The sequence below is a fragment of the Methylobacterium sp. UNCCL125 genome (genome assembly GCF_900116795.1).
Lineage (GTDB): Bacteria > Pseudomonadota > Alphaproteobacteria > Rhizobiales > Beijerinckiaceae > Methylobacterium > Methylobacterium fujisawaense.
The window spans coordinates 18,754-41,062 of sequence record NZ_FPBW01000013.1 but is presented as its reverse complement, the minus strand read 5'-3'; the positions used below and the strand labels follow the sequence as shown (position 1 = coordinate 41,062).

General features: G+C 69.5%; 22 protein-coding genes. 7 read left to right on the top strand and 15 right to left on the bottom strand.

The window, feature by feature from the left end:
• Positions 1 to 8: 8 nt before the first annotated feature.
• Positions 9 to 1,154, bottom strand: coding sequence for an AI-2E family transporter (locus tag BM396_RS14710; RefSeq protein ID WP_043385032.1), 1,146 nt, complete (start codon positions 1,152 to 1,154; stop codon positions 9 to 11).
• A gap of 507 nt (positions 1,155 to 1,661) precedes the next feature.
• On the bottom strand, positions 1,662 to 2,129 hold the full coding sequence (locus tag BM396_RS14705) for a molybdenum cofactor biosynthesis protein MoaE (RefSeq protein ID WP_043384936.1): 468 nt from the start codon (positions 2,127 to 2,129) through the stop codon (positions 1,662 to 1,664).
• A gap of 159 nt (positions 2,130 to 2,288) precedes the next feature.
• Here BM396_RS14705 and BM396_RS14700 point away from each other — a divergent pair, with 159 nt between their 5' ends.
• Positions 2,289 to 3,308 carry a gamma carbonic anhydrase family protein gene (locus BM396_RS14700; RefSeq protein ID WP_043385030.1) on the top strand — a complete coding sequence of 340 codons (1,020 nt, stop codon included), beginning with the start codon at positions 2,289 to 2,291 and terminating at the stop codon, positions 3,306 to 3,308.
• A gap of 11 nt (positions 3,309 to 3,319) precedes the next feature.
• On the opposite strand, the gene BM396_RS14695 is transcribed toward BM396_RS14700, so the two are convergent.
• The 10 genes from BM396_RS14695 to BM396_RS14650 form a co-directional block, all read right to left on the bottom strand.
• The gene (locus BM396_RS14695; RefSeq protein ID WP_043385028.1) at positions 3,320 to 4,048 is read right to left on the bottom strand and encodes an amino acid ABC transporter ATP-binding protein; all 729 of its coding nucleotides are present in this window, start codon (positions 4,046 to 4,048) and stop codon (positions 3,320 to 3,322) included.
• 152 nt (positions 4,049 to 4,200) lie between these two features.
• Entirely contained in the window at positions 4,201 to 4,893 is a 693-nt protein-coding gene (locus BM396_RS14690; protein ID WP_043384934.1) for an amino acid ABC transporter permease, read from the bottom strand.
• Positions 4,894 to 4,949: 56 nt separating this feature from the next.
• Positions 4,950 to 5,672, bottom strand: a complete 723-nt coding sequence (locus BM396_RS14685) for an amino acid ABC transporter permease (RefSeq protein ID WP_043348617.1) — start codon at positions 5,670 to 5,672, stop codon at positions 4,950 to 4,952.
• A gap of 89 nt (positions 5,673 to 5,761) precedes the next feature.
• Positions 5,762 to 6,685, bottom strand: coding sequence for an amino acid ABC transporter substrate-binding protein (locus tag BM396_RS14680; protein WP_043384931.1), 924 nt, complete (start codon positions 6,683 to 6,685; stop codon positions 5,762 to 5,764).
• A gap of 391 nt (positions 6,686 to 7,076) precedes the next feature.
• Entirely contained in the window at positions 7,077 to 8,198 is a 1,122-nt protein-coding gene (locus BM396_RS14675) for a branched-chain amino acid ABC transporter substrate-binding protein (RefSeq protein ID WP_043348612.1), read from the bottom strand.
• Between the two features lie 49 nt (positions 8,199 to 8,247).
• Positions 8,248 to 8,616 carry a DUF6867 family protein gene (locus BM396_RS14670; RefSeq protein ID WP_043348619.1) on the bottom strand — a complete coding sequence of 123 codons (369 nt, stop codon included), beginning with the start codon at positions 8,614 to 8,616 and terminating at the stop codon, positions 8,248 to 8,250.
• A 5-nt stretch (positions 8,617 to 8,621) separates the two neighbouring features.
• Positions 8,622 to 9,419: an ABC transporter ATP-binding protein gene (locus BM396_RS14665; RefSeq protein WP_043348611.1), complete on the bottom strand. Its 798-nt coding sequence runs from the start codon at positions 9,417 to 9,419 to the stop codon at positions 8,622 to 8,624.
• Entirely contained in the window at positions 9,416 to 10,306 is an 891-nt protein-coding gene (locus tag BM396_RS14660; RefSeq protein WP_043384928.1) for an ABC transporter ATP-binding protein, read from the bottom strand. Before BM396_RS14660 ends, BM396_RS14665 begins: the two co-directional genes overlap by 4 nt.
• The gene (livM, locus tag BM396_RS14655; protein ID WP_043384925.1) at positions 10,306 to 11,700 is read right to left on the bottom strand and encodes a high-affinity branched-chain amino acid ABC transporter permease LivM; all 1,395 of its coding nucleotides are present in this window, start codon (positions 11,698 to 11,700) and stop codon (positions 10,306 to 10,308) included. Before livM ends, BM396_RS14660 begins: the two co-directional genes overlap by 1 nt.
• The gene (locus BM396_RS14650; RefSeq protein WP_020094234.1) at positions 11,700 to 12,617 is read right to left on the bottom strand and encodes a branched-chain amino acid ABC transporter permease; all 918 of its coding nucleotides are present in this window, start codon (positions 12,615 to 12,617) and stop codon (positions 11,700 to 11,702) included. Before BM396_RS14650 ends, livM begins: the two co-directional genes overlap by 1 nt.
• A 244-nt stretch (positions 12,618 to 12,861) precedes the next feature.
• Between BM396_RS14650 and BM396_RS14645 the strand changes: the two genes are divergently transcribed.
• From BM396_RS14645 to BM396_RS14625, 5 genes are all read left to right on the top strand, one after another.
• Positions 12,862 to 14,142, top strand: coding sequence for a dicarboxylate/amino acid:cation symporter (locus BM396_RS14645; RefSeq protein ID WP_043356732.1), 1,281 nt, complete (start codon positions 12,862 to 12,864; stop codon positions 14,140 to 14,142).
• Between the two features lie 255 nt (positions 14,143 to 14,397).
• Positions 14,398 to 15,306 (top strand): amino acid ABC transporter substrate-binding protein, encoded by a 909-nt coding sequence (locus BM396_RS14640; protein ID WP_043384922.1) that lies wholly within the window; start codon positions 14,398 to 14,400, stop codon positions 15,304 to 15,306.
• A 100-nt stretch (positions 15,307 to 15,406) separates the two neighbouring features.
• Complete coding sequence (locus tag BM396_RS14635) at positions 15,407 to 16,081, top strand: DUF1007 family protein (protein WP_043384919.1); 675 nt, start codon at positions 15,407 to 15,409, stop codon at positions 16,079 to 16,081.
• A complete protein-coding gene (locus BM396_RS14630) occupies positions 16,072 to 17,064 on the top strand; it encodes a nickel/cobalt transporter (RefSeq protein WP_043384916.1) in 993 nt (330 codons plus the stop codon). Before BM396_RS14635 ends, BM396_RS14630 begins: the two co-directional genes overlap by 10 nt.
• Before the next feature lie 61 nt (positions 17,065 to 17,125).
• Positions 17,126 to 17,842, top strand: coding sequence for a hypothetical protein (locus tag BM396_RS14625; RefSeq protein WP_043384913.1), 717 nt, complete (start codon positions 17,126 to 17,128; stop codon positions 17,840 to 17,842).
• Here BM396_RS14625 and BM396_RS14620 read toward each other — a convergent pair whose 3' ends face one another.
• Together BM396_RS14620 and BM396_RS14615 are read right to left on the bottom strand one after the other, a co-directional pair.
• The gene (locus tag BM396_RS14620; RefSeq protein WP_043384910.1) at positions 17,843 to 18,430 is read right to left on the bottom strand and encodes a histidine phosphatase family protein; all 588 of its coding nucleotides are present in this window, start codon (positions 18,428 to 18,430) and stop codon (positions 17,843 to 17,845) included.
• Positions 18,431 to 18,474: 44 nt separating this feature from the next.
• On the bottom strand, positions 18,475 to 18,870 hold the full coding sequence (locus BM396_RS14615) for a VOC family protein (RefSeq protein WP_043384907.1): 396 nt from the start codon (positions 18,868 to 18,870) through the stop codon (positions 18,475 to 18,477).
• 428 nt (positions 18,871 to 19,298) lie between these two features.
• Here BM396_RS14615 and BM396_RS14610 point away from each other — a divergent pair, with 428 nt between their 5' ends.
• Positions 19,299 to 20,990 carry a methyl-accepting chemotaxis protein gene (locus BM396_RS14610; RefSeq protein WP_043384904.1) on the top strand — a complete coding sequence of 564 codons (1,692 nt, stop codon included), beginning with the start codon at positions 19,299 to 19,301 and terminating at the stop codon, positions 20,988 to 20,990.
• A gap of 7 nt (positions 20,991 to 20,997) precedes the next feature.
• Here the strand turns inward: BM396_RS14610 and recF are convergent, their stop codons facing one another.
• Positions 20,998 to 22,152 (bottom strand): DNA replication/repair protein RecF, encoded by a 1,155-nt coding sequence (gene recF / locus BM396_RS14605; protein WP_051045120.1) that lies wholly within the window; start codon positions 22,150 to 22,152, stop codon positions 20,998 to 21,000.
• Between the last annotated feature and the right edge of the window lie 157 nt (positions 22,153 to 22,309).

Below are 22,309 nucleotides of genomic sequence, written 5' to 3'. Positions count from 1 at the left end.
CCCTCCGCTCAATTGCTCGGCTGCTCGTGGAGCGTATCCTCCACGTAGAGCTGCTCCAGCAGGACCTTGATGACCGCCATCAAGGGCAGGGCGAGGGCGATGCCCCACAGCCCGAAGATCACGCCGAGGATCAGCTGGCCGGCGAAGATCGTGGCCGGGGGGATGTCCAGCGCCCGCTTCTGGATGAACGGCGTCAGGCCGTAGCTCTCCAGGCACTGGACCGCCAGATACACGCCGATCGCGCCGATCACCGCCTTCGTGCCCGAGGCGAGCGCGGCGAGGATGATGACGAGGCCCGCGACCAGCGGCCCGACCGTCGGCACGAAGGCGAGCACGCCCGCCTGGAGCCCCAGGATCAGCGCACCGCCGATCCCCAGGAAGGCGAGGCCGGCCCAGGTGCACAGGAAGATCACCGCCATGATGATCAGCTGGCCGAACAGCCAGTGGCGCAGGGTCTCGCCGGCCCCGTCGAGGACCTGGCTGGCGCGCCAGCGCTTCGCCGGAGGCACGAACCGGACGACCCCGTCCCGGTAGGCCTTCGGGTCGGCCGCGAAGGCGAGGCCCAGAAAGGCGATCACCAGGACGTTGCCGAGAGCGTCGAACAGGCCCAGGACCACCGCCGCGGCCGGTCCGAGGACGCTGCCGGCATCCGACACGAAGGAGCCGCTGCCCTTCATCAGGCCGGAGGCGAGGCCGGCGAGGCCGCCCTCCTTCTGGCCCGAATCCGTCGAGCCGTCCTTGCCGCTGCCCTGCGGGGCGAGGCTCGGCACGTCGATGCCGCGCTCCGAGAGCCAGCCCGACACCGTGGCCGCCTGATCCTTGATCGTGGTGCCGAGTTCGCGGCCCTGCTGGACGATGGTGGCGCCGCCGTAGCTCGCGAAGCCGACCACCGCGATCGCCACCACGAGGCTGACGACGGACAATCGCAGGGCCCGCGGCAGGGGCAGGACGCGGCCGAGCCCGCGGGTCAGGCCGTCGAGGAACACGCCGAGGAGGACGCCCGCGAAGATCAGCAGGAGCGTGCCGGCGGACATCCAGGCCAGCGCCAGCGCCGCCACGAAGCACACCACGGCGATCCCGGAGGCTGCGAGCGGCGCCGTTCCGCGCCAGGGCCCGACCGGGCCGTCCAAGTCCTGTAGCTTGCTGTCCGACATCATCACTCCTGCACCGCGGGTTCACGAACGCCCTGGGCCCTCAGGGGTCAAGGGCGAGACCGCGGGTTCTCAGGGTGAAGCGAGCCCGAAACCATGGTCCGGGTTCGCCGGCGACGTCCCCGGCTTGTTCGACCCTCCGACTGCGACGGATGCCCCGATCGGCCTTCCCGTCAGTCCGGGCACCGAAGGCGGGACCGGGATGGCAGGGGGGACACGCAGGCGTCCGCCCGATGGCGGCGGGCGTTCGGGACGGCGATGTCCTGAACCGCCGGCTCTCTCCGGCCTTTGCGGGCGGCTGCGGGGCGGGGATGCCCGTCCGCCGGTTGTCCGCGCGCGCCGCCGGACCGCAGGCTTCGGCCCATCGGGCGCCCCCGCAGGAGCACTTGCGGCGCCAGCCGGATCCGCGCCCTCGGCCCGGGCCGGACATCGATACCGGCGATCAATCCAGCCGCCTCGTCCTCTTCGGGACGCGGATCGTGTCGCGCGGCGCGGCCCGGGACTCGACCCTCAGCGCCAGCGCCCGGCCGCGGCGTCATCCTGAGCCGTCGCCTCGACCCAACCGCCGGTGGTGCCGTCGGCGAGGTGCTCGCGCTTCCAGAACGGGGCGCGGGTCTTGAGGTAATCCATCAGAAAATCCGCGGCCACGAAGGCCGCGACCCGGTGGCTCGCGGCGGTCACCACCAGCACGATGCCGTCGCCCGGGCGCACCAGCCCATGGCGGTGGATCACCCGCAGGGCCTGGAGCGGCCAGCGGGCCATCGCCTCGTCGGCGACCCGCCGGATCTCGGCCTCGGCCATGCCGGGGTAGTGCTCCAGCTCCAGGGCGGTCAGCCGCCCGCCCTCGTCGCGGCACAGGCCGGTGAAGGTGACGACGGCGCCCGCCCGGCCGCCCAGCGCCGCGCTCACGCTGGCGATCTCGGCCGCGGTGTCGAAGGGCTCGGCCTGGATGGCGATGCTCGGAACGGGGGCGCTCATGGCCCGATCCATAGGAGTCCGCGGCTTTGCGGGCCAGTCCCGTCCCTGTCACACCCGGCCCCGCCTCTATATGAGACGGTCCGTCGCGCCCTGCCGGCCCGGCGCGCGGTCCTCGGATGAGCCCGCGTGCTCCGGACGGCGCTGGAGAAGGATACCCGCGTGACCCCCGACCTGATCCTGCCCTACGACGGCGTGCACCCGGATTTCGTCAGCCGCCCGGTCTGGTGCGGTCGCGGCAGCACGGTGATCGGCGCCGCGCGGATCGGCGCGCAGGCCTGGATCGGCGACGAGGCGGTGATTCGCGCCGACGGCCAGACCGTCATCCTCGGCGACCGCTTCTGGCTCGGCCACCGCTCGACGGTGCACATCGCCACCCGGACGCACGGCACCCGGGTCGGCGACCGCGTCACGGTCGGGCGCAACAGCGTCGTGCACGCCTGCACGCTCGGCTCCGACGTGGTCGTCGAGGACGACGTGGTGATCCTCGACGGCGCCGAGGTCGGCGACGGTGCGGTGATCGAGGCGGGCTCGACCGTATTCCCTCGGGCGTCGCTGCCCGGCGGCTACGCCTATGCCGGCAGTCCCGCCCGTCCGAGCCGAGCGATCGGAGCCGATGAGATCGCCGAGCGCGCCGAGCGGCTGCGTGAGCGCATGGGCGACGGATCCGCTCTCCCGCCCGGGGAAGTATCGGAGGTCGACGACAGCGTGTTCGTGGCGCGCAACGCCCGTCTGCGCGGGCGGGTGAGCCTCGGAGCCGGGGCGAGCGTGCTGTTCTGCTGCGACCTCAACGCCGAGGTCGGCCCGATCGTCGTCGGCGCCGATACCAATATTCAGGACAACACGGTCATCCGCACCCGGGCGGACGGCGTAGTGATCGGGCGGGACACCACCATCGCCCACAACGTCCGGATCTCGGATTGCCGGATCGGGGCACGTTCGTTGATCGGCATCGGCGCGACGATTGCGTCAGGAACCCTGATCGCCGACGACGTCATGCTGGCGGCGGGCGCCACCACGGATCCCGGCCAGATCCTGGAGGCCGGTTATCTGTGGGGCGGCCGCCCGGCCAGGATCCTGGGCCCCCTCGACGCCGAGAAACGCGCCATGATGATCCGCATCGTCGAGGGCTATTGCCAGCACGGGCGGGAATATCGGGCCGCGCAGGAGGCGTCGGAGTAGAGCGCTCCCACTCAGTGTTGCAGGATCTTCGACAGGAAGGTCTGGGCCCGCTCTGAGCGGGGGCTGCCGAAGAACTCCTCCTTCTTGGCGTCCTCGACGATCTCGCCGCGATCCATGAAGATCACCCGGTCGGCGACCTTGCGGGCGAAGCCCATCTCGTGGGTCACGACCATCATGGTCATGCCTTCCTTGGCGAGTTCGACCATCACGTCGAGCACCTCGCCGACCATCTCGGGGTCGAGCGCCGAGGTCGGCTCGTCGAACAGCATCACCACCGGGTTCATGGCGAGCGCCCGCGCGATGGCCACGCGCTGCTGCTGGCCGCCGGAGAGCTGGCCGGGGAACTTGTTCGCGTGGGCGCCGAGGCCGACCCGGGCGAGAAGGTCGAGCCCGCGCTTCTTGGCATCCTCGGCGCTGCGGCCGAGCACCTTGCGCTGGGCGATGGTGAGGTTGTCGGTGATCGACAGGTGCGGGAACAGCTCGAAATGCTGGAACACCATGCCGACCCGCGAGCGGAGCTTGGGCAGATTGGTCGCCTTGTCGGCGACCTTGGTGCCGGCCACCGTAATCTGGCCCTTCTGGAAGGGCTCCAGGGCGTTGACGCATTTGATCAGGGTCGACTTGCCCGAGCCCGAAGGACCGCAGACGACCACCACCTCGCCCTTGGCGACTTTGGTGGTGCAGTTCGTCAGCACCTGGAAGTCGCCGTACCATTTGCTGATGTTGTCGATGGCGATCATCGTCTCGCCGGGCGCGACGACGGGCGCGCCGGCGATGAGGCCGCCCGACTGCAGGCCGGCATCCTTGGGCGCGTGGCTGGCATCGGCGACAGGTTCGGCGGCGGTGGGAGCCGGCATCGGGGACGAGGTCATGGCACGGTCTCCAGTGTCGGTCAGCGGATAATGGCCACGCGGCGCTGCAGGCGGCGCACCAGGAACGAGGCCGAGAAGCAGATCACGAAATAAACCACCGCCGCGAAGATATACATCTCGACGAGGCGTCCGTCGCGCTGGGCGACCTTCGAGGCGGCGCCCATGAAGTCGGTGAGCGACAGCACGTAGACCAGCGACGTGTCCTGGAAGAGGATGATGGTCTGGGTCAGCAGCAGCGGCAGCATGTTGCGGAAGGCCTGGGGCAGGATCACGTTGCCCATGGTCTGCCAGTAATTCATCCCGAGCGCCTGGGCGGCCGCCGTCTGGCCCTTCGGGATCGACTGGATGCCGGCCCGCATGATCTCCGAGAAGTAGGCCGCCTCGAAGGCCATGAAGGTGATCAGGGCGGACGGGAAGGCGCCGACCTGGATCGGCGTCGAGGCCCCCGTCACGTAGGCGCCGATATACGGCACCAGGAAGTAGAACCAGAAGATCACCAGCACCAGCGGGAGCGAGCGGCACAGCTCGACATAACCCTTGGCGAGGTGCCACAGGCCGGGAATGCCCGACAGGCGCGCCATCGCCAGCAGCGTGCCGATGATCACCCCGCCCACGGCGGCCATGGCGGTGAGCGTCACGGTGAAGACCATGCCCTGACCGAACAGGTAGGGCAGGGACGAGACGATGACGGAAAAGTCGAAATTCGAGAGCATCGGGGCCTGTTACCGGTGGCCGTCGGGCGGGGTGGCGGAACGGAAGCGGGCGGCCCTCAGCGCTGGCCGGGGATGGCGACCGCCTTCTCCAGGAAGGTCGCCGCCGTGACCACCACGAGGTTGATGATCACGTAGAGGATCGTCGCCGCCGTGAACGCCTCGAACACCTGGAACGAGAATTCCTGCATCGAGCGGGCCCGGGCGGTCAGCTCCAGCAGGCCGATGGTCAGCGCCACCGACGTGTTCTTGAGATTGTTGAGGAATTCCGAGGTCATCGGCGGCAGGATGATCCGGTAGGCGTTGGGCAGCAGCACGTAGCGGTAGGTCTGATAGGTCGTGAAGCCCATGGCGGTGCCGGCCATGCGCTGGCCCCGCGGCAGCGCCTGGATGCCGGCGCGGACCTGCTCGGCGACGCGCGAAGCGGTGAAGAAGCCGAGGCACACCACCGCCGTGTAGAACGGCGCGTCGGGCAATTGCTTGATCGCGTCGCCGATCCGGGTCGGGACCACTTCGGGCAGCACGAAGTACCAGAGGAACATCTGCACCAGCAGCGGCACGTTGCGGAACAATTCCACGTAGGCGGTACCGACGGTGTTCGCGGTCTTCGACGGCAGGGTCCGCAGCACGCCGATCAGGGAGCCCAGGAAGAAGGCGATCACCCAGGAGCAGAGCGCGGTCGTGATCGTCCACATGAGCCCCGAGAGCAGCATGTCGAGATACGTGCCGGTGCCCTCCGGCGAGGCGTCGAAGAAGATCCGCCAGTTCCAGTTGTAGTTCATCGCGCCGCTTCTACTGTGAACTTACAGAGACGCACCGCGGGCGGGAGCCCGCGGTGCGCATCATGGCATGAAAGCGAACCGAACGGATCTCAGTAGGCCGCCGGGTCGGGGCTCGAGATCGGGGTCGTGAACTGCTTCTTCATCTCCGCGCTCATCGGCAGGTTGAGGTTGATGTTGCGCGGCGGGATCGGCTTCGTGAACCACTTGTCGTAGAGCGCCTTGCCCTCGGGGCTCGTGTAGAGCTTGGCGGTGGCGTCGTCCGCGACCTTCTTGAACTCCGTGTCGTCCTTGCGGAGCATGATGCCGTAGGGCTCAGGCTTCGACAGGGCTTCGGTGGAGATCTCGTAGGCGGACGGGTCCTTCGAGGAGGCGGCGAGCGAGGCGAGCAGCACGTCGTCCATCACGAAGGCGGCGGCGCGGCCGGTCTCGACCATCAGGAACGCCTCGGCGTGGTCCTTGGCCGGCAGGATCGTCAGGCCGAGCTTCCGCTCCGTGTTGGCCTCGTTGATCTGCTTGATGTTCGTGGTGCCCGAGGTCGACACGACGGTCTTGCCCTTCAGGTCCTCGATCGTGTGCAGGTTGGCCGACTTCTTCGAGACGTAGCGGGTCGCGGTCAGGAAGTGCGAGTTGGTGAACCACACCTGCTTCTCGCGCTCGGCGTTGTTGGTCGTCGAGCCGCACTCGAGATCGATCGTGCCGTTCGCCATCAGCGGGATGCGGGTGGCGGAGGTCACCGGGTTGAGCTTCACCTCGAGGTTCGGGAGGTTGAGCTTGGCCTTCACGGCGTCGGCGATCTTGTAGCAGATGTCCATCGCGTAGCCGACCGGCTTCTGGTCGCCGCCGAGATAGGAGAACGGGACGGAGGCATCGCGATAGCCGATGACGATGGCGTTGGCGTCCTTCACCTTCTTGAGGGTGCCGGTCAGCTCCTCCGCCCGCAGGCTCATCGGAGCAAGGGCGAGGGTCAGGCCCAGCGCCGCGGCAAGGCCGCGGCGAGCGATATCAGACTGCATCGGTACGGAACTCCTGGATCGGGCCGAATCGTGTCGGCCGGCGGCGGGGTACGCGGGCCCGCCCGCTCGGGCGACGCCTTTGCAATGATGGTGCCGGGAGAAGGGCTGCCGTGCCGCACAGGCCTGCGGCTGAGTACGGACACGTCGCGGCCAAGCTGCTGCGCACGTCTGCAGACGCGGTCCCTGCCGTCCCCATGGCCTCCTCCCAAGCGCTGAGCCGGCCTCACGCTCGCGCCGGCGGCATCATGCACACTTCTTAGGCGTACGCACGCGGTGCGGAGGACGGATCCGCCCGGAAAGCTGACGAATCCACGGCATAGAAAACGACGACGCCGCCCCCCGCGGTATCGGGAGACGGCGTCGGACTGGAAACCCGGTTCGTGGCCGCGGCTTACTTCGTCAGCTCATTGCCGCTGTAGTCGATCTTGCCGTCCGGCCCCTTCTTCCACTCGTACATGACGTAGTCGGGCCGGGTGATGTCGCCCTTCTTGTCGTAGGCGATCGGCCCGACCACCGTGTCCACCGGCTTGCCCTGGTGCAGCCAGTCGGCCAGCTTCTTGCCGTCGCTGGAGCCGGTCTCGGCCATCGCCTTGGCCAGGACCTGCACGGCCGCGTACGAGTAGAGCGTGTAGCCCTCCGGATCGATGTTCTTGGCCTTGAACGCGGCCAGCGCCGCCTTGGCGTTCGGGTTCTTGCGGGCGTCCGGCGGGAAGGTGGTCAGCGTGCCCTCGGCCGCGGGACCGGCGATCGCCACGAGCTCGCGATCGACCATGCCGTCGCCGCCCATCATCGGCGCCTTCAGGCCCTGATCGCGCATCTGGCGCAGGATCAGGCCGGCCTCGGTGTAGTAGCCGCCGAAATAGACCACGTCGACATTGGCCGACTTCAGCTTGGAGACGAGCGCAGAGTAGTCCTTCTCACCCGGGTTGATGCCCTCGTACATGACCTCCTTGCCGCCCTTGGCCTTGAGCGCCTTCAGGGTCTCGTCGGCCAGCCCCTTGCCGTAGGGCGTCTTGTCGTGGACGAAGGCGATCTTCTTGCCCTTGAACTTCTCGGCCAGGTAATTGCCCGCCACCGCGCCCTGCTGATCGTCGCGGCCGCAGGTGCGGAACGTGTTCCACATGCCGCGCTCGGTGAACTTCACGTTCGTGGAGGCCGGCGTGACCTGGATGATGCCGGCGTCGAGGTAGACGTCGGAGGCCGGGATCGACACGCCGGAATTGTAGTCGCCGACGACCATCTTCACGCCTTCACTGGCGAACTTGTTGGCCACCGAGACGCCCTGCTTCGGGTCGGAGGCGTCGTCGCCCACCGTGACGGTGAGCGTCGTGCCCTTGAGGGTACCGGCCTTGTTCAGGTCCTCGACCGCCTGGCTCGCGCCGTTCTTGAGCTGCGCGCCGATGGCGGCGCTGTTGCCGGTGATCGGCGCGGCGACGCCGAGCTTGACCTCGGCGGCCTGGGCGGCCGCCACCATCGCGCCGAGGGCGAGCCCGGCCAGCAGAATCGATCTCATCGCGTACTACCCCTAAGTGTCAGGACCGCACGTGCGGATCCGGCCGCACTCATCGGACCTCGTCCGCTTCGGGCGCCCGTGCGCGCCATGTCAGCGGTGAGGTCTTCTCGTAGAGCCAGCGGTACTGGCTCGTCATCTGGCGCGTCCGTGTGTAGCGGAAGCCCGCCGCGCCGATGATCATGACGACGACCGCGTCGACCGCATAGTAGTGCAGCGAGAGCAGCGTGCCCGAAAACAGGGCGTAGTGGATGAAGCGCACGGCAGCCGCCACCAGAAGCAGCGCCAGGGCGCAGTGCCAGAACGGCCGCCAACCCCGGGCGATGCCGCGGGCCGCCATCCAGCCGGCCCAGCCGCCCATCACCACGGTGACGAGCAGGAACAGCCAGGCCGACGGCTCCTCGTAGAGGATTCCCTGCAGCGCGCTCATGCCCCGACCGGGCCGGCATGGCCCCCTTCCAGATAGGCGGCCTTGACGTTCGGGTCGTCGAGCAGCGCGCGGCCGGTGCCGCTCATGGTGACCCGACCGTTGACCAGCACGTAGCCGCGATGGGCGAGCTTGAGGGCGTGGTAGGCATTCTGCTCGACGAGGAAGATCGTCATGCCCTCGGTCCGGTTGAGTTCACGGATCGCGTCGAAGATGCCCTTCACCACCAGCGGCGCGAGGCCCAGCGACGGCTCGTCGAGGAGCAGCAGGCGCGGGCGGCTCATCAGCGCCCGGGCGATGGCCAGCATCTGCTGCTCGCCGCCCGACATGGTGCCGGCACGCTGGTTCAGGCGCTCCTTGACCCGCGGGAACAGGGTGCAGACCTTCTCCAGATCCTCGGCGAAGAAGCGCCCGTCATGGAGGGCGGCGCCCATCTGGAGATTCTCGTAGACCGTCATGCGCGGGAAGACCCGGCGGCCCTCCGGCGACTGGGCGATGCCGAGCCGGGCGATGGCGTGCGTCGGCATCCGGGTGATGTCGCGCCCGTCATAGGTGATCGTCCCCGAGCGCGCCTGGGGGCTGCCGAAGATCGTCATCATCAGGGTCGACTTGCCGGCGCCGTTGGCGCCGATCAGCGTGACGATCTCGCCCTCGGCGACGTCGAGATCGACGCCGCGCAGGGCGGCGACGCTGCCGTAATAGGTCGAGACGTCGCGCACCGCGAGGAGCGGCGGCTTGCGGCCCGCCTGGATCGCCCGCGTCTCCTCGACCAGGACGTTGATGCCGGCGACGCTCATGCCGAGGCTCCCGTATGGGTCTCGTCCGCGTGCGGCACGGTGATCCCGACCTCGGCCTCCACGGCCTCCACCTCTTCGTCCTCCACACCCAGATAGGCGGCGATCACCTTCGGGTCGGCCCGCACCTCGGCGGGAGAGCCATCGGCGATCTTCACGCCGTAATCCAGCACGACCACGTGGTCGGAGATCTCCATCACCACCGACATGTCGTGCTCGATCAGCAGCACCGAGGTGTCGTGCTCGTCCCGGATGTGGCGCAGGAGGCCGTTCAGCTCGGCCGATTCCCGGGGGTTGAGGCCGGCAGCCGGCTCGTCGAGGCAGAGCAGGACCGGGTCCGTACACATCGCCCGGGCGATCTCCAGGCGCCGCTGCGCGCCATAAGGCAGGGCGCCCGCCGGATCGTCGGCCCGCGCCATCAGGTCGATGCGCGTCAGCCACGCCTTGGCGCGCTCGATCGCGGCCTCCTGCGCGTCCCGGTAGGTCTTGAGGCCGAGCAAGCCCAGGATGGTGTAGCCCGACGCGCGCATCAACGGGGCGTGCTGGGCGACCAGAAGGTTTTCCAGCACCGTCATGCCCTGGAACAGGCGGATGTTCTGGAAGGTGCGGGCCACCCGGGCGGTGCGGTTGACCTTGTGGTTGGGCAGCCGCTCCAGCAGGTGCGCGGTGCCGTCGGCATGCGCCAGCGTCAGCATGCCTTCGGTGGGCTTGTAGAAGCCGGTGATGCAGTTGAACACCGTGGTCTTGCCGGCCCCGTTCGGGCCGATCAGCGCGGTGATGTCGCCGCGCTGCGCCGCGAAGGACAGGTCGGAGACGGCGGTGAGGCCGCCGAACCGCATGGTCAGGTGCTCGACCGTGAGCACCGGGGGGGCGAGGGGTGAGGCCGCCATCAGCCGTGCCCCTCGCTCACATGGGCGCCCGAGACCGCGCGGCGCTCGCCGAGCGACACCGACGGCATGCGCTCCGAGATCAGGCCGCGCGGGCGCCAGACCATCATGGCCACCATGGCCAGCCCGAACAGGAGCAGGCGGTACTCGCTGGGATCGAACCCCTCGCCGAACACGGCCTTCAGGAAGCCGAGGTTGCGCAGCATCTCCGGCCCGCCGACCATCGCCACCGCGGCGATCGCGACGCCGACCTGACTGCCCATGCCGCCCAGCACCACGATCGCCAGGATGATGGCGCTCTCGAGGAAGTTGAAGCTCTCCGGGCTGATGAAGCCCTGGCGCACGGCGAAGAACGAGCCGGCGACGCCCCCAAAGGCCGCCCCCAGCGCGAAGGCCGTGAGCTTCGTGGCGGTGGTGTCGATGCCGAGGGAGCGGCAGGCGATCTCGTCCTCGCGCAGCGCCTCCCAGGCCCTCCCGATCGGCAGGCGGCGCAGGCGCAGGGTGACGAAGTTCGTGATCAGGGCGAGGCCGAGGATCAGGTAGTACAGGAAGACCAGCCGGTGCATCGAATCGTACGGGATGCCGAAGGTCGCCGCGAACCCGTCGTCGCCCGCCGTGAACGGGATCCCGAAGAAGGTCGCCCGCGGGATCGACGAGATGCCCGCCCCGCCGCCGGTCACGTCGGTCCAGTTGATCAGGACGAGGCGGATGATCTCGCCGAAGGCCAGGGTGACGATGGCCAGATAGTCGCCGCGCAGGCGCAGCACGGGAAAGCCGAGGATCATCCCCCACAGGCCGGCGAACAGGCCCGCCAGCGGCAGGCAGACCCAGAACGACAGGCCGAAGGTGGTCGAGAGCAGGGCGTAGGAATAGGCACCGACCGCGTAGAAGGCGACGTAGCCGAGATCGAGGAGACCGGCGAGGCCGACCACGATGTTCAGGCCCCAGCCGAGCATCACGTAGGTGAGGATCAGGATGCCGAGGTCGATCCAGTAGCGCGCCGAGGACAGGCCGCCGGTGGCCGCCGCCGCGATCATCGGCAGCGTCAGGGCGATGCCGATGAACAGATAGAGCCCGACCTTCGAGGTCTTCTGGCCCGCATCCGGCTCGCCGTGGACCGCCTCGGTGGCCTGGGACGGGGAGGGGGTCAGCGCCCGCCGGGCGTCACGGCGCAGCAGCACGAGGCGCTGGACGAGCCGCGCCACGAAGATCGCTGCGCAGAGCGCCGCCACCAGTCCCCAGCGCGGAACGAGCACCAGCTCGGTCCCGGGCCCGGGATCGGTGCGGTAGGCGATGATCGGCACGCAGAGGCCGAAGGTGACGAGGGCGTACAGGGCGGCGTCGCGCAGGATGCCGGCCATCGCGGAGTCGGGAAGCGCAGCCTGAGAACGGGCCATCAGACTTTCTCGACCTCGGGCCGGCCCAGGATGCCCGAGGGCATGAAGATCAGGACGATCGCCAGGATCGAGAAGGCGGCGACGTCCTTGTACTCGATGGAGAAGTAGGCGGACCAGAAGGTCTCGATCAGGCCGATGATCAGGCCGCCGAGAACCGCGCCGGGCAGGGAGCCGATGCCGCCGAGCACCGCCGCCGTGAAGGCTTTCACGCCGGGCACGAACCCGTCCGAGAACGACACGACGCCGTAATACATGAGGTAGAGGACGCCGGCGACGGCCGCCAGCGCGGCGCCGAGCACGAAGGTCAGGGAGATCGTGCGGTCGACGTCGATGCCCAGCAACGCCGCCATCTTGCGGTCCTGCTCACAGGCGCGCTGCGCCCGGCCGAAGGGCGTGCGCTGGACGAGATACCAGAAGCCCGTGAGCAGCACGGCGGTGACCGCCATGATCAGAACCTGCTTCCAGGCCAGGAACACCGCGTAGCCGTCCCGCTCGAACAGGGTGATGCCCCCCGACAGCATCGGCGGCGTCGGCTTGTTGCGCGCGCCCTGCACCACCTGAACGAAGTTCGACAGGAAGATCGAGACGCCGATCGCCGAGATCAGCGGCGCCAGCCGGAACGAGCCGCGCAACGGCCGGTAGGCGACGCGCTCGATCGCCCAGCCCCACAGGGCGGTGAGCACCATGGCGACCACCAGCACCACCAGGAAGGCCAGGGCGATGGAGCTGACCCCGAGCCACACGGTCAACAGCAGGAAGGTGATCAGCGCGATGAAGCAGGAGACCATGAAGACGTCGCCGTGAGCGAAGTTCACCATGCCGATGATGCCGAACACCATCGTGTAGCCGATGGCGATCAGGCCATAGATCGAGCCGAGCGTCAGCCCGTTGATCAACTGCTGTACGAAGACGTCCATGAACTCTCGCGCGCGCAGGTTTCTCGTGCCGCCTACGGGAACCGCAGGTGGCGCGGCGGGGCAAGTCTCGTACCGCAGCCGTAGCACACCGGCCACAGGTTTCATCGCCGCCCGAGCGTCGCGCGAAAACAGTCGACCACGCCAGTAACGCGCCCCGGCCGGGCTTGCGTGCGGCGCAGTTCCTGCGACACGTTAACGAATTGAAATGCTCGATCATCCCGGGCTCAGGCGAGGAGCAGTACCGATGGCAGGGTCGAGACTCACGACGATGATCTTCGTCGGCATGCTCCTCGGAATCGCCGTCGGCTACGCCTGCAGCATCACTTGGCCCGATCCGCAGACCGCCAAGGAGATCGCCGGCTACATCGCGCTGGTCTCCGACGTGTTCCTGCGGCTGATCAAGATGATCATCGCGCCGCTGGTCTTCTCCACGCTCGTGGTCGGCATCGCGCATCTCGGGGACACCGCTGCGGTCGGCCGGGTCGGCGGCAAGGCGCTGCTCTGGTTCGTGGGCGCCTCGTTCTGCTCGCTGATGCTCGGCCTGATCATGGTCAACCTGATGCAGCCCGGCCAGAACCTGAACCTGCCGCTGCCCGATGCCGGCGCCGGGACGGGGCTCAAGGCGGCCTCGCTGTCGCTCAAGGAATTCGTGACGCACCTCGTGCCGAAGAGCGCCGTCGAGGCGATGGCCAACAACGAGATCCTGCAGATCGTGGTCTTCTCGATCTTCTTCGGCGTCGGCCTGGCATCCCTCGGCGAGAAGGGGCGCCTCCTCGCGCAGGGCATCGAGGGCCTGGCCGACGTGATGCTCAAGGTCACGGGCTACGTGATGATGTTCGCCCCCGTGGCGGTGTTCGCCGCCATCGCGGCGACGATCACCACGCAGGGCATCGGCGTGCTCGTGACCTACGGCAAGTTCCTCGTGGAGTTCTACATCGGGCTCGCCGTGCTCTGGGCGCTGCTGATGGGCGTCGGCTTCCTGATGCTCGGGGGCGGCGGCATCATGCGGCTGTTCAACCTGATCAAGGAGCCCTTCGTGCTCGCCTTCTCGACCGCGTCGAGCGAGGCGGCCTACCCGAAGATGCTGACGAACCTCGAGAAGTTCGGGGTGCCGAACCGCATCACGTCGTTCGTGCTGCCCATGGGCTACTCGTTCAACCTCGACGGCTCGATGATGTACTGTACCTTCGCGGTGATGTTCATCGCGCAGGCCTACAACATCCCGTTGAGCTGGGGTCAGCAGCTCACGATGCTGCTGCTGCTGATGGTGACGTCGAAGGGCATGGCCGGCGTGCCGCGCGCCTCGCTGGTGGTCATCTCGGCGACGCTGGCGCACTTCAACATCCCGGAGGCCGGGCTGCTGCTGATCATCGGCATCGACCAGTTCCTGGACATGGGGCGCTCGGCCACCAACGTGCTGGGCAACAGCGTCGCCACCGTGGCGGTCGCCAAGTGGGAGGGGCAGCTCACCACCACCGACCAGCGCCTCGACCATGTCGGCACCGTGGCCTCGCCGGCAGAGTAGGGGCCGGTTTTACGGGATCTGCACCCGCCGGGATGTCGGGTGCAGGGCGGCTGTCGAACCCATCCTCCTCATCCTGAGGCGACCGCGTCTGCGGGCCTCGGGGGAGGACGCCAGGGATCGCGGCGCTGACCGGAAGGCTCTGTCGAGGCTTCCGCTGCGCTTCGGCACCTCTGGATGGGGGATGGATGGGAGGGGCCGGGCGCTGGCACTCTCCCGTGCGGTGTAGCTTGTGCGGTGCGCCTGGGAGGCTCTGTGATGACGATGCGGCTCATCGCGGTTCTGGCGCTGGCGCTGGCGGGCGTGTCGCCCGCAGCCGCCGTCGAAGTGCTCACCGGCACGCTCAGGAGCGTCGCCGAGCGCGGGGAGATCGTGCTCGGCTACCGGGAGAGTTCGGTGCCGTTCTCCTTCGTGGAAGGCAAGCGGCCGGACGGCAGCCCCCGGGCGATCGGCTATGCCATCGACCTCTGCGGCGAGATCGCCGACGACGTCCAGGCGGCGATCGGCCGGCCGGTGAGGATCCGCTACGAGCCCGTCACCGCCGAGACGCGCATCCCGGCACTGACCTCCGGCAAGATCGACCTCGAATGCGGCTCGACCACCGCCAATGCCGAGCGCCGCAGGCAGGTCGCCTTCTCGCCGGTGGATTACATCAGCGCGACGCAGCTGCTGGTGAAGCGGGGCTCGGGCGTCGCCTCCTACCGGGATCTCGGCGGCAAGACCGTGGTGGTGACGGCCGGCACAACCAACGAGAAGGCCGTGCGCGACCTGCTCGCCCGGCTGAAGATCGACGCGCAGGTGGTGACGGCGCCCGACCATGCCGCGTCCTACGCCATGGTGAAGGCCGGAAAGGCCGACGCCTTCGCCACCGACGACGTGCTGCTCTACGGGCTGATCGCCACGGACGCGCGGGACGGGGCGAACTACACGGTGCTCCCCGACAAGCTCTCCTACGAGCCCTACGGCATCATGTTCCGCAAGGACGACCCGGAGTTCGCCGGCATCGTACAGCAGACCTTCACGCGCCTCGCCGAAAGCCGGGCGCTGCGCTGGACCTACGAGCGCTGGTTCCTCAAGCGCCTGCCCAACGGCGAGCGCCTCGACATCCCGATGTCGAACGACCTGCGGGTGAGCTTCCAATTGATGGGGCTCGACGGGGGCGAGTGAGCGTCGCACGCGACGGGGCGGCGCCTCGCTTTCGCCCAACCGGCACGCGAGGAAGATCCGGCCTGACCGTGTTCCTCCCGCCGCGAGCGTGCCTCCTTCCATGCTGATCGCCGCGCACTGCCCGAAACCGCTCGCCCTGGTGCTGGCCGCCGCCCTCGGTTGCGCCGCCTCGGCGGCCTGCGCCCACCCCCACGTCTGGGTCACCGCCAAGGCGCAGCTCGTCTACGAGGGCGGAAAGCTCGTGGGCGTCCGCGACACGTGGAGCTTCGACCCCGAATACACGGCCTTCGTGACCCAGGGCCTCGACACCAACAAGGACGGCAAGCTCAGCCCGGAGGAGCTTGCCGGGCTCGCAGCCGAGAACACCGCCAACCTCGCCGAGTTCGGCTACTTCACGAAGCTGAAGGTCGGCGGCAAGGAGCAGGCCTTCAGCGATCCGAAGGAGCCGGCGGCCCATATGGAGGACAAGGCGCTGGTCATGACCTTCCTGCTGCCCCTGAAGACGCCGGTCCAGCAGGGGCGGGGCGTGGCTGCGCTGGAGGTCTACGACCCGACCTATTTCGTCGCCTTCTCGTTCGCCGAGGGGACCGACGCCGCGACCCTCGCGGGAGCGCCGCAGGGCTGCGCCGCCACGGTGACCCGCCCGAAGACCGAGCAGCCGAAGACGGCCGATGCCGGATCCCCGGGGATGACCGAGGCCTTCTTCGAGGCGCTCACCGCCGCCTCGACCTACGGGGTGCAGTTCGCCAGCCGGGTTCTCGTGGCATGTCCGTAGGGATCGGGATCGTCGCCCCCGCCGGGGCGGGACGGCTGGGGCTGAGGCTCGGCCTCATGGCCCTGGCGATCGGGCTGGCCGCGCTCCTGGCGGCCGGGATCGCGTGGCTCGTCGCGCCCGGCCTCTCCGCGCCGCCGCCGCGCTCGCCCTTCGGGATCGGCTTCCGGGAGGCCGCCCCGTCCGCCACGGGGATCGGCGGGGTGATCCTGGCGCTGCAGGCGAGCTTTTCCCGCAGCCTGAACGCGGCGGTCGGCGCGCTGCGGGGCGGCGGCAGCTGGGGCCCGCTGGTCGGCCTCGCCTTCGCCTACGGCGTGTTCCATGCCGCCGGTCCCGGCCACGGCAAGGCGGTGATCGCCGGCTACATCCTGGCGGGGGAGCGGGCGCTCCGGCGCGGCGCCGCGCTGAGCCTCTGCGCCGCGCTGCTCCAGGCCTGCATGGCCGGGGCGATCGTCGGCCTCGGCACCCTGGTCCTCAACGCCACGGCGGCGAGCATCACCCGGGCCGGCACCCTGATCGAGACCGTGAGCTTCGCCCTCGTCGCCCTGATCGGGCTGGTGCTGACGTGGCGCAAGGCCGGACGCCTCGCGACCCTCGGTGCGGGCTGCGGTCCGGGCTGCAACCACCTGCCCGGGCCGCAGGCCCTCGACACCCTCGACACGTGGCGCGAGCGGGCCGGGGTGGTGCTGGCGGCGGGCACGCGCCCCTGCGCCGGCGCGGTTCTGGTCCTGGTCTTCGCGGTGTCGCAGGGCGTGCCCGGGGCGGGCGTGCTGGCGGTTCTGGCGATGGCCCTCGGCACCGCCCTGACCACGACGGCGCTGGCCTGCCTCGCGGTCTTCGCCAAGCGCGCGGCCCTGCGCCTCGCCGGCGGCCGGGGACAGGCGGGCCTCCTGGCGCTCGGCGGCCTCGAACTCGTCGCCGCCGCCTTCGTGCTGGTTCTGGGAGCCGCCATGCTCTCCGGCCTCGCGCCCGGGCTCGGCGGCTGAAGGTTCTCGCCATCCGGGGCGCGGCGTGCCACGCTGCGCACCCGAGACGGAGCGCGCGCTGATGCATCCCGATTTCGAGACGATCCTGAACTGGCGTCTGCTCGCCGGATCGCATCCCTTCCCCGGCCCGGACGGCGGGACCTGCATCAACGAGGCCGCGATCGTGGCCGCGGGCCTGCCCTACCGGGCGATCCGCTCCAGCGCCGATTGCCCGCCCTGCTTCTCCAGGCCGGTCGCCGCCTACGCCCTCGGGCTCAACGACACCATGCCGGACGAGGCGCGCCCCCAGCTGATGGCCTTCGTGCTGCGGCTGTCGGGCAGCGCCGACGCTCCGGAGATCGAGGCCGCCCGCACCCGGACGCTGGCGCTGGAGAGTGTCCGCCGCATCCTGGCGCCGCTCTGCGCCGTCGCCGGCATGGTCGAGGACGCGAAGGCCTGCATCGGCGCGCCGGACTGGCCCGCGGCCCTGGCGGCGGCGAACGCGGCCGCGTGGCGGGGCGGGGCGCGTTCGCAGGCGGCGGCCGAGGCGCGGCGCTGGCGCGAGGGCGCGCTCACCGCGGCGGTGTCCCGCACCGCGACGGCGGCACAACGCGCGGGCACGGATGCACGCTGCGCCGCGGAGGTGGCCGAAGGCGCCGCGCCCTTCGTGGCCGGGACCTGGAGCCAGGCCTGCGCGATCCTCGACGAGGCGCTCGCCATCGGCCGACAGGCTCCGGAGATCGCGCTCGACGGCGCCCGTCAGCGCATGGACGCCGCGCGGACCGGGGCGCTGGCCTGATCAGGCCGCCGCGGGCGCCGCCTCGAGATCCAGCTCGATGGAGCCGCAATTCTCCAGGAACGTGCCGGTGAGGTGGTAGAAGAACGTGCCGTGCCCGACCACCGCGATGGTGGCTTCCGGCCGGGCCCGCAGCCAGTCGCGGAACGCCGCGACCCGGGCGTCGAACAGGGGGCGCGGCTCCACCGGGTAGCCGCCGACCTCGCAGCCCGGCTCCGCATGCCACCAGACCTCGGGCAGGTGCCCGACATCGAGGTGCGGGAACTCCGCGGCGATCTCCGAGGCCGCCCGGCCGACGTCGCAGCTGCTCTCCTGGCATTCCCGGTGCAGCACCTCGACGAGGACGCGCGGCCGGCGCGGATGGTCGCCGAACAGGATCGCGGCGGTCTCGATCGCCCGGGTCAGGGGCGAGACCACCACCAGATCGAAGGGGACCGACCGGAGCCGGTCCCGCGCGGCCCGGGCCTGGGCGTGGCCCAGCTCGGTCAGGCGCGCGTCGAGGAGGCCGGGATCGCCGCCCCCATGCCTGTGCGCGGCGTTGAACGTGGATTGCCCGTGGCGGATGCAGACGATGCGGGTCTTGTCCTGCATGGATCTCGGATGCGTGTCGGGGAGGGCGGGGTGCACGGGACCGGTCAGAGGAAGCGGCCGCCGCGCTGGATGACCTCGATCTTGTAGCCGTCCGGATCGGTGGCGAAGAAGAACCGCGCCAGCACGTCATCCCCGTGTTTGAGCGTCTTGACGTCGGTGGCCGTGAAGCCTTCGCGCCGGTGCCGGGCGTGCTCGGCCTCCACGTCGTCGACCACGAAGGCGATGTGCCCGTAGCCGTCGCCGAGATCGTAGGGCTTGTCGCGGCCCTTGTTCACCGTGAGCTCCAGTTCGAACGGCGAGGCCGGATCCCGCATGTAGACGAGGGTGAAGTCCGGGAAGTCGAACCGGTCGGAGACCTCCAGGCCGAAGGCGCGGGCATAGTAGTCGCGCGCGCGCTCCTCCTCGAGGACGCGGATCATGGCGTGGACGGGCTTGGACATATGCTGTGGGTTCCGTGAGCGGGCGGGCGGCGCGCCGGGCCTCCTATGTGGCGCCCGACCCACGTGCCGAAAAGGGCCGGCCCCGACTGCAGATCCGCGGCCCCGATGGTGTCCGGCGCCGCACCCTCGGAGGGTCGGCGTCACCGGACGCGGGGAAACCGGCAGGACATCATCCGGGCTTTTCAACCGCCAATTCGCGCGATTGGCCAGCCAATTCGCTTTGGATTTGTCTTTCTCGATGTCCTATTCGAGAAAAGATTAGTGATATTCGACAACATCGCCATCTATAAAGTTTCAATCTCAAATCTGCCGATGTTTGTATCTTGATAACACCATCGTATTAATAGATTTTTTACGTATGATGCTTACAAATGCTCCGGGATCGATTATTTCACAGACCAACCAGTCCGATCGGGTGCACGACCGCCATGTTACGCTTGTCCAACATTAAGGTTCTGCCGAAACTGGTGGCCGTGATTACCCTGATCATCACGATCGTCGGCGGATGCATCTGGTATGCACAGTCACAGATGACCAAGATCGACGACGGGTACAGCCACTTCATCGTCAACGAGGCGGCCGCCGTCGCCGAGGCGCGCCGGCTCAACCGCCTGATGATCGAGCTCAATTACTACGTGTACCGGGTCATAGCGGAGACCGAGCCGTCCCAGATGCAGAATGCCAACAAGGGCTTCGAGGCCGTCCTGCCTGAGGTGAAGGCACTGCTGCCGGTCTTCCGGTCGCACGCACCGAGCTTCGCGGCGCGCATCGACGAGCAGGCGGCACGCATGGAGCGCTACATCCGGGACGTCAGCGAGGTTCGCCGGCTCGGCACTTCCAACCAGAACGACCAAGCCATCGCGCTGGTCCACTCGGCGATCGACCCGGTCTTTTCCGGCATGCTCGCGGACGGCAACAGGCTCGCCGAAGACATCAGCGCTTACATGGCGAAGGGCTCGGACGACCTGACCGACCAGACCAACGACACCCGCCGCGCCCTGATGACCGTCAGCGCCCTCGGGTTGCTCGCCGGACTGATCGCGGCCGTGTTCGTCGCGACGGTCGGCATCACTCGCCCGCTCGATCGTTTGGTCATGGTCCTGCAGCGCATGGCGCAGGGCGAGATCGACGCCGAGATCAAGGAGGCGGCGCGCAAGGACGAGGTCGGCGCCGTCGGCAAGGCGGTGGAGGGCATCAAGGCCATGGTCGCCCGCAAGGCCGCCGAGGAGGCCGAGGTCAAGCGGCTTGCCGACGAGGCCGCGGCCGCCGAGCGCAGGCGCACCATGCTGGAGCTGGCGGACGGGTTCGAGCGGGCGGTCGGCAGCATCGTCGGGATGGTCTCGTCCTCGGCCACCGAACTCCAGGCCACCGCCCAGACCATGACGGCCAGCGCCACCGAGACGGCCAGCCAGTCCACCACCGTGGCCGCCGCCGCCGAGGAAGCTTCCGCCAATGTCCAGACCGTGGCGGCCGCCGCGGAGGAACTGGGCTCGTCGGTGCAGGAGATCGGCCGGCAGGTTTCCGGCTCGGCCCAGCTCGCCCAGTCGGCGGTGGGCGAGGCCGATCAGACGCAGCATCTCGTCCAGGCGCTGAGCCAAGCCTCGGCCCGCATCGGCGACATGGTCGGGCTGATCTCGACCATCGCCGGGCAGACCAACCTGCTCGCGCTCAACGCGACGATCGAGGCGGCCCGCGCGGGGGATGCCGGCCGCGGCTTTGCGGTGGTCGCCGCCGAGGTCAAGGAACTCGCCGCCCAGACCGCACGGGCCACCGAGGAGATCAGCCAGCAGATCGGACAGATCCAGGGCGTCACCGGCCAGGCGGTCACGGCCATCGAGACGATCGCCAGCCGCATCCGCGAGATCGACGGGGTGGCCACCACCATCGCGGCGGCCGTCGAGGAGCAGGGTGCGGCGACGCAGGAGATCGTCCGCAACGTCTCTCAGGCCGCGGCCGGAACCGACGAGGTGACCAGCAACATCACCGGCGTCGCCAGAGCCTCCGAGGAAACCGGCGCGGCCGCCGCCCAGGTGCTGGGCGCGGCGGGCGAGCTGTCGCGCCAGTCCGAGCATCTCGGGGCGGAGGTCGCCCGCTTCCTGAGCACGGTGCGGGCGGCCTGAGGCCGCCTCAGGCCCCGATCCGCAACACCTCGGTCCGTGCGCCGGCCTGGGCGAAGGCGTCCGGGTCGGCACCGGTCATCCAGACCTGCCCCGGGAGTGCCTCCAGGGCCTCGAACAGGCCGGCCCGGCGGCGGGGGTCGAGATGGGCCGCAACCTCGTCGAGGAGGATCAGCGGGGCGATGCCGCTCATGGCGCGCACGAGCCGCGCATGGGCGAGGACGAGCCCGATCAGGAGCGCCTTCTGCTCCCCCGTGGACGCCGTGCCCGCGGGCACGTCCTTGGGACCGTGGCGGACCACGAGGTCGCTGCTCTGCGGCCCGATCAGGGTGCGCCCGGCGGCCCGGTCCCGGTGGCGACCGTTGCGCAGGGCGAGGCGGTAGCGGTCCTCCGCCTCGATGGCCGGCCAGACCGCGACGAGATCGTCCAGATCGCCTTCGAGCCGGATGGAGGCCCAGGGGAAGGGCTGCGCGTCGTCCCGGGTCTCGGCGATCAGCCGGTCGAGGCGCTCGGCGGTCTCGCGCCGGGCAAGGGCCACGGCGACGCCCAACTCGGCGACCTCCCGCTCCACCGCATCGAGCCAGCGGTCGTCGTCGGGGCGCTCGTCCAGCAGGCGGTTGCGCGAGCGCAGGGCCCTCTCCATCGCGGAGACCCGGGCGCCGTGCGCGGCATCGACGGCCAGCACGAGACGGTCGAGGAACCGCCGCCGGTCCCCGGCCGCGCCGCGGAACAGCCCGTCGAGGTCGGGGGTCAGCCAGACCACCCGCAGGAACTCGCTGAACGCCACCGGCGAGGCGGCGGTGGCGCCGTCGATCCGGCAGAGCCGGCTCGTCCGCCCGTCGGGGCCCGGCGGCTCCAGCCCCGTGCCGAGCCGGTGCTCGGAGCCCTCTCGATCGAGGGTGAGGGACACGGCGAAGCCCCCCGGACCGCCGTTGCGCGCCATCGCGGCGAATTCCGCCCGGCGCAGACCCCTTCCCGGCACGAACAGCGAGATCGCCTCGAGCAGGTTGGTCTTGCCCGCGCCGTTCTCCCCGACCAGCGCCACGAACCGCGCCCCGGGGGTGAGCTCGAGATCGGCGTGGTTGCGGAAATCACGGGCGATCAGGCGTGTGACGCGCAGATCCGACCCGTTGGGCTCGACCCGCGGATCGAGGACATCGCTCATCGGGAAACCCGGAGGTCGAGCCGCACCGCGCTCAACCGTCCCTTCTTGTCTGACATCCCATCCAACTACCGCATCCCGAGGTGCCCGCGTCGGCGGGCCTCGAAGGAGTGCTCCAGAACCCGTGTCGCCATCTGGAGACCTCCTGCGAGGCCTCCGC

What these genes read in the sequence shown, in the direction of transcription:
- BM396_RS14675 (WP_043348612.1), bottom strand. Translation starts at nt 8,198, where the DNA reads ATGAGATCGATTCTGCTGGCCGGGCTCGCCCTCGGCGCGATGGTGGCG.
- BM396_RS14695 (WP_043385028.1), bottom strand. Translation starts at nt 4,048, where the DNA reads ATGATCGCCATCGACAACATCAGCAAATGGTACGGCGACTTCCAGGTG.
- BM396_RS14625 (WP_043384913.1), top strand. Translation starts at nt 17,126, where the DNA reads ATGCATCCCGATTTCGAGACGATCCTGAACTGGCGTCTGCTCGCCGGA.
- BM396_RS14650 (WP_020094234.1), bottom strand. Translation starts at nt 12,617, where the DNA reads ATGGACGTCTTCGTACAGCAGTTGATCAACGGGCTGACGCTCGGCTCG.
- livM (WP_043384925.1), bottom strand. Translation starts at nt 11,700, where the DNA reads ATGGCCCGTTCTCAGGCTGCGCTTCCCGACTCCGCGATGGCCGGCATC.
- BM396_RS14645 (WP_043356732.1), top strand. Translation starts at nt 12,862, where the DNA reads ATGGCAGGGTCGAGACTCACGACGATGATCTTCGTCGGCATGCTCCTC.
- BM396_RS14640 (WP_043384922.1), top strand. Translation starts at nt 14,398, where the DNA reads ATGACGATGCGGCTCATCGCGGTTCTGGCGCTGGCGCTGGCGGGCGTG.
- BM396_RS14630 (WP_043384916.1), top strand. Translation starts at nt 16,072, where the DNA reads ATGTCCGTAGGGATCGGGATCGTCGCCCCCGCCGGGGCGGGACGGCTG.
- BM396_RS14620 (WP_043384910.1), bottom strand. Translation starts at nt 18,430, where the DNA reads ATGCAGGACAAGACCCGCATCGTCTGCATCCGCCACGGGCAATCCACG.
- BM396_RS14705 (WP_043384936.1), bottom strand. Translation starts at nt 2,129, where the DNA reads ATGAGCGCCCCCGTTCCGAGCATCGCCATCCAGGCCGAGCCCTTCGAC.
- BM396_RS14660 (WP_043384928.1), bottom strand. Translation starts at nt 10,306, where the DNA reads ATGGCGGCCTCACCCCTCGCCCCCCCGGTGCTCACGGTCGAGCACCTG.
- BM396_RS14615 (WP_043384907.1), bottom strand. Translation starts at nt 18,870, where the DNA reads ATGTCCAAGCCCGTCCACGCCATGATCCGCGTCCTCGAGGAGGAGCGC.
- recF (WP_051045120.1), bottom strand. Translation starts at nt 22,152, where the DNA reads ATGAGCGATGTCCTCGATCCGCGGGTCGAGCCCAACGGGTCGGATCTG.
- BM396_RS14635 (WP_043384919.1), top strand. Translation starts at nt 15,407, where the DNA reads ATGCTGATCGCCGCGCACTGCCCGAAACCGCTCGCCCTGGTGCTGGCC.
- BM396_RS14685 (WP_043348617.1), bottom strand. Translation starts at nt 5,672, where the DNA reads ATGAACTACAACTGGAACTGGCGGATCTTCTTCGACGCCTCGCCGGAG.
- BM396_RS14680 (WP_043384931.1), bottom strand. Translation starts at nt 6,685, where the DNA reads ATGCAGTCTGATATCGCTCGCCGCGGCCTTGCCGCGGCGCTGGGCCTG.
- BM396_RS14690 (WP_043384934.1), bottom strand. Translation starts at nt 4,893, where the DNA reads ATGCTCTCGAATTTCGACTTTTCCGTCATCGTCTCGTCCCTGCCCTAC.
- BM396_RS14710 (WP_043385032.1), bottom strand. Translation starts at nt 1,154, where the DNA reads ATGTCGGACAGCAAGCTACAGGACTTGGACGGCCCGGTCGGGCCCTGG.
- BM396_RS14610 (WP_043384904.1), top strand. Translation starts at nt 19,299, where the DNA reads ATGTTACGCTTGTCCAACATTAAGGTTCTGCCGAAACTGGTGGCCGTG.
- BM396_RS14665 (WP_043348611.1), bottom strand. Translation starts at nt 9,419, where the DNA reads ATGAGCGTCGCCGGCATCAACGTCCTGGTCGAGGAGACGCGGGCGATC.